The organism is Chelatococcus sp. KU-N122 (assembly GCF_055391085.1).
Genome location: NZ_AP043981.1, coordinates 1,188,802 through 1,200,959, shown reverse-complemented (window position 1 = coordinate 1,200,959; position 12,158 = coordinate 1,188,802). Strand labels below are relative to the sequence as shown.

At 66.7% G+C, this 12,158-nt stretch carries 11 protein-coding genes; 1 reads left to right on the top strand and 10 read right to left on the bottom strand.

Annotation, left to right across the window (positions count from 1 at the left end; translation table 11 throughout):
• Positions 1 to 7: 7 nt before the first annotated feature.
• From ACZ5PO_RS05330 to ACZ5PO_RS05295, 8 genes are all read right to left on the bottom strand, one after another.
• Positions 8 to 1,186 carry an acyl-CoA dehydrogenase family protein gene (locus tag ACZ5PO_RS05330; protein WP_464191015.1) on the bottom strand — a complete coding sequence of 393 codons (1,179 nt, stop codon included), beginning with the start codon at positions 1,184 to 1,186 and terminating at the stop codon, positions 8 to 10.
• A 31-nt stretch (positions 1,187 to 1,217) separates the two neighbouring features.
• Positions 1,218 to 1,982 carry a VOC family protein gene (locus ACZ5PO_RS05325; RefSeq protein ID WP_464191013.1) on the bottom strand — a complete coding sequence of 255 codons (765 nt, stop codon included), beginning with the start codon at positions 1,980 to 1,982 and terminating at the stop codon, positions 1,218 to 1,220.
• Positions 1,983 to 2,006: 24 nt separating this feature from the next.
• Entirely contained in the window at positions 2,007 to 3,224 is a 1,218-nt protein-coding gene (locus tag ACZ5PO_RS05320) for a CaiB/BaiF CoA transferase family protein (protein ID WP_464191011.1), read from the bottom strand.
• 9 nt (positions 3,225 to 3,233) lie between these two features.
• A complete protein-coding gene (locus tag ACZ5PO_RS05315) occupies positions 3,234 to 3,935 on the bottom strand; it encodes an ABC transporter ATP-binding protein (RefSeq protein WP_464191009.1) in 702 nt (233 codons plus the stop codon).
• The gene (locus tag ACZ5PO_RS05310) at positions 3,928 to 4,698 is read right to left on the bottom strand and encodes an ABC transporter ATP-binding protein (protein ID WP_464191007.1); all 771 of its coding nucleotides are present in this window, start codon (positions 4,696 to 4,698) and stop codon (positions 3,928 to 3,930) included. Before ACZ5PO_RS05310 ends, ACZ5PO_RS05315 begins: the two co-directional genes overlap by 8 nt.
• Positions 4,695 to 6,623: an ABC transporter permease gene (locus tag ACZ5PO_RS05305; RefSeq protein ID WP_464191005.1), complete on the bottom strand. Its 1,929-nt coding sequence runs from the start codon at positions 6,621 to 6,623 to the stop codon at positions 4,695 to 4,697. Before ACZ5PO_RS05305 ends, ACZ5PO_RS05310 begins: the two co-directional genes overlap by 4 nt.
• 77 nt (positions 6,624 to 6,700) lie before the next feature.
• Positions 6,701 to 7,951, bottom strand: a complete 1,251-nt coding sequence (locus tag ACZ5PO_RS05300; protein ID WP_464191003.1) for an ABC transporter substrate-binding protein — start codon at positions 7,949 to 7,951, stop codon at positions 6,701 to 6,703.
• Between the two features lie 197 nt (positions 7,952 to 8,148).
• Positions 8,149 to 8,928 carry an SDR family NAD(P)-dependent oxidoreductase gene (locus ACZ5PO_RS05295; RefSeq protein WP_464191001.1) on the bottom strand — a complete coding sequence of 260 codons (780 nt, stop codon included), beginning with the start codon at positions 8,926 to 8,928 and terminating at the stop codon, positions 8,149 to 8,151.
• A 549-nt stretch (positions 8,929 to 9,477) separates the two neighbouring features.
• Here ACZ5PO_RS05295 and ACZ5PO_RS05290 point away from each other — a divergent pair.
• Positions 9,478 to 10,320, top strand: a complete 843-nt coding sequence (locus ACZ5PO_RS05290) for an enoyl-CoA hydratase (RefSeq protein ID WP_464190999.1) — start codon at positions 9,478 to 9,480, stop codon at positions 10,318 to 10,320.
• Between the two features lie 51 nt (positions 10,321 to 10,371).
• On the opposite strand, the gene ACZ5PO_RS05285 is transcribed toward ACZ5PO_RS05290, so the two are convergent.
• A complete protein-coding gene (locus tag ACZ5PO_RS05285) occupies positions 10,372 to 11,052 on the bottom strand; it encodes a TetR/AcrR family transcriptional regulator (protein WP_464196688.1) in 681 nt (226 codons plus the stop codon).
• 283 nt (positions 11,053 to 11,335) lie between these two features.
• A complete protein-coding gene (locus ACZ5PO_RS05280) occupies positions 11,336 to 12,151 on the bottom strand; it encodes an enoyl-CoA hydratase (protein ID WP_464190997.1) in 816 nt (271 codons plus the stop codon).
• Positions 12,152 to 12,158 lie beyond the last annotated feature (7 nt).

Sequence of the window (12,158 nt, the reverse complement as noted above, 5' to 3'; positions counted from 1 at the left end):
CTCCGTGTCAGGCGGCCGTCGGGGCGGAGGCCGGATGCTCGGCGGCGGCGCGCGCCGCTGCGTCGAGCGCTGCGACCCGCCGGATGTGCCAGTCCGTGTTGCCCAACGACGTGGCGATGGTGGTGAGCCGCTTGAAATAGTGGCCGACATCGAGCTCGTCGGTCACGCCCATGGCTCCGTGCAGCTGAACCGCCTCCTGGCCGACCTTGGTGGCAGTGCGGCCGATCTCGATCTTGGCCAGCGAGATGGCGCGGGCGCGGACCGCCGGGTCGTGCTCGGCCATCGACAGGCTCGCTGCCAGCGCCGCCGATCGCGCCTCCTCGAGCGCGATCACCATGTCCACCATGCGATGCTGCAGCGCCTGATTGCTGCCGAGCGGCTTGCCGAACTGCTTGCGCACCTTGAGGTAGGCGAGCGTGGCGTCGCACAGCGCCGCCATGGCGCCCACCGCCTCCGCGGCGACCGCGGCGATGGCGCCGTCGACCGCGCGCTCCAACGGGGCGAGCGCCGCCCGCGCCGGACCGAGCAGCGCATCGGGCCCGAGCACGACGCCGGCCAGGTTCAGCTCCGCTGCGCCCTGGCCGTCGTTGGTTTCATAGCGCCGCACGCCGAGGCCCGCGGCGTCCGCGTGCACCAGAAACAGGCTGAGTCCGTCGCGATCGCGCCGGCCGCCGGCGGTGCGTGCCACCACGACGAAGGCGTCGGCCACCTTGCCGCCCACGACGACGGCCTTGCGGCCCTCCAGGCGCCAGCCGCCGCCCGTGGCTTCGGCTTGGGTCGTGCAATCCGCCAGATCGTAGCGGCTCTGGGGCTCGACGAAGGCGACCGCGAGCTTGCGCTCGCCGGCGATGAGCGGTGTCAGCCAGGCCTGCTTCTGCGCCTGGTTGCCCACATGGGCGATCAGCCCGCCGGCCATGATCGTCGGCAGGAACGGCTCCAGCACGAGGCCGCGGCCGATCCCCTCCATGATGATGGCGAGGTCGACGGCCGAGCCGCCGTAGCCGCCGTCGTCCTCCGCGAAGGGAATGCCGAGCCAGCCGAGCTCAGCGAAGGTCGCCCAATGCCCCGGGCTGAAACCACCGTCGGCCAGAATCCGCTGACGGCCCTGGAAGCCATAGTCGTCGCGCACGAAGCGCTCGACGCTGTCGCGCAGCAACTGCTGCTCGGTGCTGTACTCGAGATCCATCTTGACCCTCTCGCCGGCCGTGCGGCCGTGCTCAGCCCTTCAGGTTGAAGCGGACGCCGCCGATCTCTATCCGGCCATCGACGATGGCACGGCCGCGGGCCGCTGCGCGCTCGCGCAGCGCATCCATCTCGGCCACCGCGACGTCGATGCCGCCGAGGCCCTCGCCACGGCCGTCCGTGGCTTCGACGAAGCGCAATTCGGCGTTGTCCACGGCGAGCCGCCATTCGCCGTCGGCGAGCCGGGCCGGCCGTTGCAGGATCTCGCCCCAGCGCGCGGCGAGCCTGGCCGGATCGGCGCCCTGCAGCTCGGCCCCGGTGATCCCCGTCACTACGCCGGTGCGGACGAAGTCCTGCCAGTGCGGTCCCGCCGGATGGTAGAGGCCGTCGATCGGGCCGTTGCCGGCCGTGCAGTTGATCTCCAGCAGGGCGCCGCCCGTGTCGCGCGGATGCAGCTGGAGGCCGCGATAGATATCGATGGTCAGCGGCGCGGCCACGCGCACTCCGATGCGGTCCACATGCGCCTGCCACGGAGTCACGTCGGCCGTGTCGAGGATGACCATGTAGCCGCCGTCGCCCTTGCGGCGCTCCAGATAGCGCTCGGCCGTCGTGTTCGCCTGCACCGGTGCGACGATCTCGATGAAGCTCGTGCCGATCGGCAGCAGCGCATTGTGGAGGCCGAACATGGCGACGGCCGGATCGCGGTGGCACACCGCGATGCCGAAGATCGCCTCCAGGTCGGCGACGACCGGCTCGAGCCGGTGCGCGACGAGGCAGAGCTGGCGCAAGCGCAGGAACATGTGGAACCTCTCCTGGACAATCGTCTAGACGACTTGGCGCCGCCGCAGCGCCTCGACCTCGCCGTCCGCAAGGTCGAGCCACTCGGCCAGCACCTCGGCGGAGTGCTCGCCGAGGTGGGGCAGGGCGCGGCGGATGGACAGCGGCGTCTGCGACAGCCGCATGGTCACGCCCTGGATCGGGATGCGCGCGCCGCCCGGATGCGCGACCTCCGCGATCTGGCCGCGATGGCGCAGCTGCGGATTGGCGATCATCTCGTCGATCGTCGCCACCTTGGCACATGGCACCCCGGCCTTCTCCAGGGCGAGAACGACCGCGTCGGCGCTGAGCGAGCGCGTCCACTGCGTCACCTCGGCCTCGATCGCCTCGACGTTGGCGACACGGCTGGTGCGGTCGGCGAAGCGCGGATCGCGCGGCAGATCGGGCCGGCCCATCGCCCGGGCTAGGTTCTCGAACATCTTCTCGTCGGCCACCGTCAGCAACACCCAGCGACCGTCGCCGGTGGCGAAGGTGTTGCCGGGGGCCGAGAAGCGGTCGCGGTTACCGTTCCTCTCCAGGGGGATACCGCCAACGGCGCGATCGGGGATGGCGCTGAGCATCAGCGAGACCGCCGAGTCGAGCAACGCCACGTCGACCAGCTGTCCTTCGCCGTTGACATGGCGAGCATTCAGCGCCGCGAGCACCCCCATGGCCGCATACATGCCGGTGGTGTAGTCGATGATCGCACTGCCGGTGAGCATCGGCGGCCGGTCGGGCTGGCCGGTCATGTGCATGAGGCCGCTCATGGCCTGGGCGACGGCGTCGAAGCACTGGCGGTGGGCGAGCGGCCCGTCCTGGCCGAAGCCGGAGATGCGCGCCATCACCAGCCGTGGGTTGATGGCCCGCAGAGTCTCCCAGCCGCAGCCGATCGCCTCCATCACGCCTGGGCGGAAGTTCTCCACCAGCACGTCGGCCTTGGCCACCAAGGCATGCAGCAGCTTGCGACCTTCGTCGCTGCCGTAGTCGAGGGTGAGGCCCTTCTTGTTGCGGTGCACGGCAAAGCAATAGAAGCTCTCACCGTCCACGCCGGGCTCCAGGCCGCGCGCCGTCTCGCCCTTGCCCGGGCGCTCGATCTTGACGACGTCGGCACCCATGTCGCCGAGGATCATCGCGCAATAGGGGCCCGCGACGAAGCGGGACAGATCGAGGACGCGAACGCCCTCCAGCGGGCCGGGCTGTCGCGGGGCTGTCTGGGTCGTTGTCATCGAGACTCCCTAGACCGCGAGATATCGCTGCTTCAGGTCGGCGTTGCGGTCGAACTCGTCCCAGTTGCCGGCGAAGACGATGCGCCCGGTGTCGATGAGGTAGAGGCGGCTGGTGCAGGCGCGGGCGAACCAGATGTTTTGCTCGCACAGCACCAGGCCGACCTTCTCGTCGTCACAGATGGCGGCAATCTCGTGCGCCATCTGCTCGACGATGACCGGCGCCAGCCCCTCGGTGGGCTCGTCGAGCAGCAGCAGCCGTGGACCGGCGGCGAAGGCGCGGCCCACGGCGAGCAACTGCTGCTGGCCGCCGCTGAGCTGGCCGCCGTAGCGGGCCTCCAGCGGCTTCAGCATGCTGAAGCGCTCGAGAATGTGGTGTGGCTCCATCGCCTTGCGGCCGGCGGCGCCGTAGCGGGCGATGGCGATATTCTCCAGCACCGTAAGGTGCGCGTAGATGCGCCTGTCCTCCGGCACCAGCGCCAGCCCCAGCTGCGCCCGCCGGTAGGCGGGCATGCCGGCAAGGAGCCGGCCGTCGAAGCGGATCGCCCCGGAGACGCGCGGCCCGGCGTTCATCAGGCTCTTGAGCAGCGTGGACTTGCCGGCGCCGTTGCGGCCGAGCACCGCGACGCGCTCGCCTTGTGCGGCGTCGAGGGCGATGCCGTGCAGGATCTGGCCGTCGCCGTAGAACGCATCGAGGTTGGCGACCTCAAGCACTGTACATCTCCTTGCCGAGATAGACCTCACGGACCGCCTCATCGGCGCGGATGTCCGCCACCGTGCCGGTGGCGACAACCTGGCCGTAGTTGAGCACCATGATCCGGTTGGCCAAGCTGAAGACGATGTCCATGTCGTGCTCGGTCATCACCACGGTGATGCCGCGCTCGTCGCGAATGCGCTCGATGAGCTTGGCGATGCCGACGCGATCGCTGGGCGACATGCCCGCGGTCGGCTCGTCCAGCATCAGGATCGACGGCTTGAGGGCGAGCGCGATCAGGAACTCCAGCCGCTTCTTGTCGCCGTGGGAGAGGAGGCTCGCCTGGCTGTAGCGCACATGGTCGAGCCCGATGTCGCGGATCAGCTCGTCCGCCTCCTCCACGATCTCCGCGGCCGGCGCGATCGACAGCGCGGGACCGACCCGCTCGCCGGCGTTGCGGCGCCGCGCCTCGATCGCCACCACGATGTTGTCGCGCACCGTGAAGTCGCGGAACACGCGCGCCACCTGGAAGGTGCGGCCCATGCCCCGACGCACCCTCTGGTGCGCCGGCTCGCGGGTCACGTCGGCGCCGTCAAAGCTGACGCGGCCGCCGTTGCAGGGGCTCTCGCCCGTCATGACCTTGAAGAGCGTCGTCTTGCCGGCCCCGTTTGGGCCGATGATGGCGAAGATCTCGCTCCGCAGCACGTCAAGCGAGACGCTTTTCAGAACGGCGAGCGAGCCGTAGCTCTTGGAGACGGCGGCCACGTCGAGAATGGCGCTCATGGGCGTGCTCCCATGCCGGATGCCGAACCTATCGCAGCAGGCACCTGCGGACGGCGCCGGAACCACGCCGCCTCGAGGGAGCGCAGCACGCCGACGATGCCGCCCGGCGCCACCAGCACGATGAACAGCAGGATCGTGCCGACGATCAGCTCCGACAGGCCGACCAGCGTGCGCGTGCCGTAGTTGATGGCGGTGAACACGGCCGAGCCGAGCAGCGGGCCCCAGAACGAGTTGACGCCGCCCAGCATGGCATTGAGCACCGGCTGCGTGGAGGCGAGCCAGTGCACCTCGTCGAGGGTGACGATCCTGGCCCATGGGGCGTAGAGCGCGCCGGCGACGGCCGCTACGCCGCCCGACAGCATGAAGGCGCCGATCCGCACGCCCGTGACGTTGAGACCAAGGAAGGCGGCCCGCTCCGGGTCCTGGCGGACGCTCAGCAGCTTGCGCCCATAGCGGCCGTGCAGGACCCACCAGAGCGCTCCGATGATCGCTGCCGTCGTAACGAGGAGGAACCAGAAATAGGCCGCCGAGCTCGCGAGGTTGACGGCGAACGGCAGGTGCAGCACGGGCCTTGGGATGTTGACGAGCCCGTCCTCGCGCCCGAGCAGCGAGCTGTACCCGATGAGCACCCGCATGGCTTCGCTCAGGGCGACCGTCAGCACGGCGAGGAAGATGCCGCTCATCCGGCGGAGCGCCAGCGCGCCGACCACGAACGCGACTGCGGCGCCCAGGGCCGCCGCGGTAAGCAGCGTGCCGAGGAACGGCACTGCCGGCCAGTAGCGCAGGATGGCGCCGGAGAGATAGGCGCCGAGGGCGAAGAAGGCCGCGTGGCCGAACGAAGCGAGCCCGGCGTAGCCGAACAGGATGTTCCAGGATAGGGCGAACAGCCCCTGCACCAGGGTCGTGCCGGCGAGGAAAAGGAGGCCTTCGTTGGCCCACAGCGGCAGGCTCGCGGCGAAGGCCGCGACCGTCAGGCCGAGCGCCTGCCATACGCCGCGGCCGATGCGTGACCGCGCCATGCCGCTGCCCTCATCCGCGTCCGGCGCGGCCTGCGTGGCGAGGCTCGGAAACAGGCCGGCCGGACGGACGAACAGGAAGATGGCGAGCGCCACGTAGATCGCGATGCCCGGCATCTCCGGCAGAAACACGGTGTTGAGGCTGCTCACCAGGCCGAGCAGGATGGACCCGACGAAGGCGCCGCGGATGTTGCCAAGCCCGCCGATGATCACGGCGAAGAAGGCGTAGAGCAGGTAGGAATCGCCGAGCTGCGGGGACAGGCTCTGGTTCGGCAGCAGCAGGCCGCCGGCCAGCCCGGCGAGGAAGAAGCTCACCATCACACTGAGCGCGAGCCCCAACGGCACGTTGAGCCCGAGCAGGCCCGCCATCCACGAGTCGGTCGCCAGCGCCTGCATCAGCTTGCCGAACCACAGCCGGTGCAGCGCCACTTCCATGATGAGGTAGACGACGAAGCCGGCGGCGATGATGAAGAGCGTGTAGCGCGACACGAACAGCGACCCGATCTCGATCGGCTCGTCCAGGATCGTCGGCGGGTTCACGCTGACGAAGTCGACGCCCCAGATCAGCTTCACCAGCCCGTTGCAGACCATCATCAGCGCGAACGTCGCAATCAGCACGTAGTGGTAGTCCACATGCCGCAGGCGCGTCAGCACGAGCCGGTCGGTGACGAGGCCCAGCAGAGCCACCGCGAGCCCCGCCCCCAGCGCCGCAAGCATGAACGAGCCCAGGGACGACGCCCCCGTGCCGAGGATCGAGAAGGCCACGTAGGCGCCGATCATGAAGAAGGCGCCCTGCGCCATGTTCAGCAGCTTCAGGATGCCGAAGATGAGCGTCAGCCCGGCCGCCACCAGGAAGATGGACATGCCGAACGCCAGGGCATTGAAGCCGGCAAACAGGATCTGGTTCATCGCGTCATTCCCCGCGCACAGGCGCCCCGCCGCTGCGGGGCGAAGCATGACCGGTCGGCATGGTCGGAACGGCTGTGTCAGCCGGGCAGCTCGAACTTCTGACCCGGGGTCGGCGGTTCGATCACCTCCCGGTCGGAGAGTTGCTCCAGAACGTCGAGCCCATAGAATGGATCGGTGTCGCGCGGTCCGACCTTGGCATAGAAGGACGTGCCGTAGCCCTGATGGTCCTCCTTGCGGATCGAGTATGGGCCGCCGATGGTGTCGAAGGTCAGACCCTCGAGGGCGGCAATGACGCTTTCGGTATCCGTGCTGCCGGCCTTCTTCACTGCGTTGAATAGGGCCAGACACGAACGGTGGCTGGTGGTCAGAAGACCGATGGGATGCCGGTCGTTGGTGGCGGCGATATACTCCTTGTAGAGTGAATTGCTGATCGGGTTGCTCTTGAAGGGCTCGTCCTGCGGGAACCAATAGCTGCACGACCAAAGGTTGGTCGGCGTGGATTTCTGCATGGCCCGGCCGATGAGCAGGTCGGTGCCAGCCTCGCCGATCACCTTGAGCTTACGGCTGAGGCCGACGGCGCGGGCCTGCTGCAGGAAGCTGATGCACGGAGCGGCGATCAGCCCGAGGTAGAGCCCCTGCGCTGGCGAGTTCATCAGCGCGTTGATCTCCACCTTGAGATCGGTCTTGGTCGGCGGCACGAAGATTGGTGGCTGGAAGTTGATGCTGCGGCCGGCTGCGGCGCGGCGCACGCCGTGCTCGAAGAAGCGAACAGAATCGCGGCCATACTCGCTGTCGAACGAGATCGTCGCCCATTCGCTCACGTCGGGATGACGGGTGGCCGCAATCCTCGCGAGCCCGCCATAGAGCGTGTAGGCGTTCGGGCAGAGCCGGAAGAAGTTCCGGTTGAAGTTCTCGTGGGTGAGCGACATGGCGGCCGGTGTCGGTGCGACACAGACAGCCTTCAGCTCGCCCAGGACGGGGGACAATCCCAACGCCATCGGCGATTGCGAGGCGCCGACGAGCAGGTTGACGCCCATGCCCGCGAGCTCGCGCCCGGCCGCGACCGACCCGGCGCTCGAGTATTTGTCGTCCCGCACCACCAGCTCGATCTGCCGGCCGAGCAAACCACCCGCCTGGTTCCACTGGGCGGCAGCCAGTTCCGCGCCCCGCAGCCAAGCGGCCCCCGCCTCCGCGCCGATGCCTGACATCGGAAACATGACGCCGATGCGCAGAGGCGCCGATTGTGACAGAGCCCTCCGGACGGGCGCCGCCGCGGTTGCGGCGAACGCTGCGCCGCCGATCAAAACGGATCGTCTCGAATAGCTCATATTTATCCTCCGGTGGCAGGCGTTCTTATGAATATAATTGGTTGTATCGCGCGCTCGCGGGTGCCTGCCTAACCCGTTATCGGCGCGGTATACATCGCTTTACGACGAGCCATGCTTGTGCCAACGCGCACGCCACAACCGCTCGCAAAAGACCGCTGATGGGCCCATGAGAGAGCGAAGCGGTTCACTCCGCGCGGTCAGGCCCACATGTCGGATCCCCCGCAGACGGTCAGGGCCTGGCCGGTGACGTATCTGCTGGCATCGGAGGCGAGGAACACTGCGACCCCGCCGAAATCGTCCGGCTCGCCCAATCGGCGCAGCGGGATCTCGCTCTTGGCCATCGCCTCAGCTTCAGGATTGTCCCAAAGCGCCTTTGCGAAGTCGGTGCGGATCAGACCTGGACAGATTGCGTTGACGCGTAGGCCGCTCGGGCCGAACTCCGCAGCAAGATTGCGCACCAGGCCGATCAGTGCCAGCTTCGACATGCCATAGGTGCCCAGCGTCAGCGACGGCGAAAAGGCACCGACGCTGGCCGTGAAGATCATCGAACCGGAGCCCTTCGCCACCATGTCCGGCGCCACCATCTTGGCCAGCCAGAGATTGGAATGGACATTCGTCGACATTGTTTTGTCGTAGGCTTCGTCCGATATTTCCGAAATCGGACCGTAAAAGACATTGACTCCGGCGTTGCCGATCAGGATGTCGATCGGCCCTGCAAGTTCATGCGTCTTATCGACCAGCTCTCGCAGTTCATTCTTGCGGCCGGCATTGCAGGCGACCGCATGAGCACGCTTCGCTCCGCAGCTTTCGTTCATGGCCGCCGCCGCGGCATCGAGTTGATCCTGCTTGCGCGACGAGATCACAACGGTGGCGCCATGCGCGACGAGAGCTTCTGCCATCGCGCGGCCCATTCCTTTCGAGGCACCGGTCAACAGCGCGACCTTGCCCGTGAGGTCGAAAAGATTCGTGTCCACCATGGCTCAGCCAATCCTGCGACAGCTGAAGGATTGATGCGTATCGGGCGGGCGCCCGCGCAGCTGCCGCGCCGTTGCGGAACCGTCGACTGGCCAAGTTTGCACCTTCTTCTCCCTAGGACCTTTTGATTTCTGTCGACATGCTTCGCCGTGCGGGCGGCTGACGATCGTCAGGCAAGCTAAGGGTGGAGAGAGGCTGCCGTCAAGGGGGCGTTTGGAGCGTCGGTCCGGGATGAACCGCCGAACGCGCAACCGAACTATTGACGGCGCGCCGAAATCTCCATACCTGACAAACGTCAGGTGTTCGGCCGCGGCCGGCTGCGCCTGCATGTTCGACGGCCGGCATGATGCTCCGGGACGAAGAGCGCGGGGGAGCGATTCGATCTGAGATCAGAGCGTACATTCGGCTCCTTGGCGCGCTCGGGTCATCATCGCGCATGTCCAGGCGACGCGCGGTGAGATTCGAAAGGTGAATTGAACGCCGGCGCGCGTTGAACCGCCAACGTGCGAGGAGAGACCCGTTCACTAAGATAAGAATAGGAGGAGAGCCCGATGAGCAACTATGAACAAATCGTCGTCGAGACGGCCGATCGCGTGACCACGATCACGCTCAATCGCCCCGATCGTCTGAACGCCTGGACGCACGTCATGGCCGACGAAGTGCGTGATGCGGTGGGGCGAGCCGGCAACGCCGACGACAATCGCTGCATCGTCGTGACCGGCGCGGGCCGCGGCTTCTGCGCTGGCGCAGACATGGACGGGCTGCAGGGCACGGCCGACGGGCGCGGGGAGAGCGGAGCCGAAGGCCTGTATCCTGAAGACGTCGGCTTCCCGCATGCGCCGGGGCCAAGCCTGGGCGAGGCTTATCCCGGCCGCTTCGGCTATCTCTACAGTTGCCCCAAGCCGATCATCGCCGCGATCAACGGCCCATGCGCAGGCATCGGCTTGATCTTCGCCCTTTACGCCGATCTCCGCTTTGCTGCCGAAGATGCGAAATTCACCACGGCCTTCGCAGCGCGCGGGCTCATTGCCGAGCACGGCATTGCCTGGCTCCTGCCCCGTCTGATCGGCGAGGCGAATGCGCTCGACCTGCTGTTCAGCGCCCGCAAGTTCACCGGGGCGGAAGCGGAGAAGATCGGCCTCGTCAACAAGGCTGTGCCCGCAGGTTCCTTAAGACCACATGTCGCCGAGGTGGCGCAGGTGCTGGCCAACGACGTCTCGCCCCGCTCCGTAGCGGTGATGAAGCGTCAAGTGCGGGCATCGTATTTGCAGAGCTTTGCAGATTCGCTGAAGGCCGCCGATGCCCAGATGAACGAGAGCTTTTCGACGTTCGACTTCAAAGAGGGCGTGCAGAGCTTCGTCGAGCGCCGCGCGCCCGCTTTCCGGGGGCAGTGATCCGCCGCTCGGGTCTGGAAATGGCAGCTGATTTGACCGCAGCCTCGTGCTTCATGCGGGACCTTGCGGCGGTTCGGCAAGCTGGTCGATCATCGCCAGAAGGCCGGAGACGACCGTGCGCCGGACCAGATCCTCGTCGATGTCCTGGCTCAGCCAGTCCCGAAACGGGCCGAAGGCATTCACATAGGTGATGAAGTTGGCGACGACTTCGACGCGCTTGTCATCGGCGGCGGCGCCTGTGCGTCGCCGCAGTTCCCGGGTCAGCGCGCCGAGCAGCCTCTCCTCCCGCTGTCGAAGCACGGCGCGATCCTGGGCGTCGAGATGCGGAACCGTACGATAGGCGAGCAGGTGGCTCTTGCGCCGTGCGCCCCAGGCATCCTTGAAGACTTCGTTCAGGATTTGCTCGAGCGATTCATCGCCCTGCGCCGCCAATCGGTCCGGTAACAACGGTTGATCCGAGCGGAACCAGAGATTGTTGAGGAGACGGCGCAAAATATCTTGCTTGTTTGCCACATAATCATAAATGCTCGCCGGGTTTATGCCGGAGCGGCCGCAGATGTCTCGAATCGTGGTCGAGGCGTAACCCTTTTGGAGGAAAAGCTCCAAGGCCGCATCGAGTAGTTGTTCACGGCGCGCTTCCACAAGTTCGAGGTCTCGAATTGACTCGACTTTCGCCTCGATGAGATTGCCTTCGCGATCCTTCTTAGAATTTGCTCGAGCTTTGACTACCATTTCCACCTTTCGCCCCATAGTCGCACGGCTCTGGAGGCACCGATTAAGACGATTTGGAGTTTGATGAGGCATCCTCGATTGCTGGTCAATCGATTTGAAGGAGCGCATCCAGCGCCTTCACCGGGCGGCCGCTTCTTTGAGGCGCCGACGCTGTATCCACCGATGATGCCATCGTGGCGGGCTCGGAGCGGTTTGCACTTGGCCGTCCGAGCTCGCATCGGTTTTCCACGGTCTCCGACACGAGCCCGTACGGAGACTTGGACGGCTTCCGCAACTCGGTCCTTCACCGGCCCCGAAAGATGGGCACGCGCTTGTCGACAAACGAACGTGCGGCATTCTTGTGATCTTCGGTGCGGCCCGCATGGACGTGGTGCGTGGCTTCGAGATCCAGGCACTCGCCCATCGATCCGGCCATGGCACGATTGAGATTCTCCTTCATGTAGCGGTATGCGACGGGCGGTCCCGCGGCAAGCCGGAGCGCGAGCGCCATGGTCTCGGCTTCCAGCGCTTCGGGGGCCACGACCCGATTGACGAGGCCGAGGCGCTCCGCTTCGAGAGCGTCGATCCGGTCGGACAAGAAGTACAGCTCGCGTGCCTTGGCCGCACCTACGAGCTGTGTCAGGAAGTAGGTGCCGCCGTAGTCGCCGCTGAAGCCAACCTTCGCGAAAGCCGTCGTCAGAACGGCAGAATCAGCTGCCACCCGCAGATCGCAGGCAAGCGCGAGTGAGAACCCGGCACCTGCTGCGGCGCCCGGCAGAGCGGCGATTGTCGGCTTGGGCATTTCAAACAGGCGGCCAGCGGTGGCTCGTTGGTTCAGACGCTGTTTGTGGATGAGGGAGTCGATGTCGTCGTCTGCCGCTCCGCTTTCGGCCATCACCTTCACGTCGCCGCCTGCGCAGAAGGCGCCGCCAGCGCCGGTCAGGATCACCACGCGGACGTCGGGATCCGTTTCGGCCTGCCCCAACGCATCCGCCATTGCTTCGGTCATCGCTTGCGACATCGCGTTGCGCCGCTCGGGTCGGTTCATCGTCAGCACAAGGACGCCGTCCTCGAGCCTCGACAGCAGATCGCCCGTGTTCGACTTGTATCGATCGGTCACAGATTCG

Bases quoted from the DNA above. Each gene is read 5' to 3' on its own strand.
- ACZ5PO_RS05330 (WP_464191015.1), bottom strand. From the start codon at position 1,186: ATGGATCTCGAGTACAGCACCGAGCAGCAGTTGCTGCGCGACAGCGTC.
- ACZ5PO_RS05310 (WP_464191007.1), bottom strand. From the start codon at position 4,698: ATGAGCGCCATTCTCGACGTGGCCGCCGTCTCCAAGAGCTACGGCTCG.
- ACZ5PO_RS05300 (WP_464191003.1), bottom strand. From the start codon at position 7,951: ATGAGCTATTCGAGACGATCCGTTTTGATCGGCGGCGCAGCGTTCGCC.
- ACZ5PO_RS05320 (WP_464191011.1), bottom strand. From the start codon at position 3,224: ATGACAACGACCCAGACAGCCCCGCGACAGCCCGGCCCGCTGGAGGGC.
- ACZ5PO_RS05295 (WP_464191001.1), bottom strand. From the start codon at position 8,928: ATGGTGGACACGAATCTTTTCGACCTCACGGGCAAGGTCGCGCTGTTG.
- ACZ5PO_RS05285 (WP_464196688.1), bottom strand. From the start codon at position 11,052: ATGGTAGTCAAAGCTCGAGCAAATTCTAAGAAGGATCGCGAAGGCAAT.
- ACZ5PO_RS05290 (WP_464190999.1), top strand. From the start codon at position 9,478: ATGAGCAACTATGAACAAATCGTCGTCGAGACGGCCGATCGCGTGACC.
- ACZ5PO_RS05305 (WP_464191005.1), bottom strand. From the start codon at position 6,623: ATGAACCAGATCCTGTTTGCCGGCTTCAATGCCCTGGCGTTCGGCATG.
- ACZ5PO_RS05325 (WP_464191013.1), bottom strand. From the start codon at position 1,982: ATGTTCCTGCGCTTGCGCCAGCTCTGCCTCGTCGCGCACCGGCTCGAG.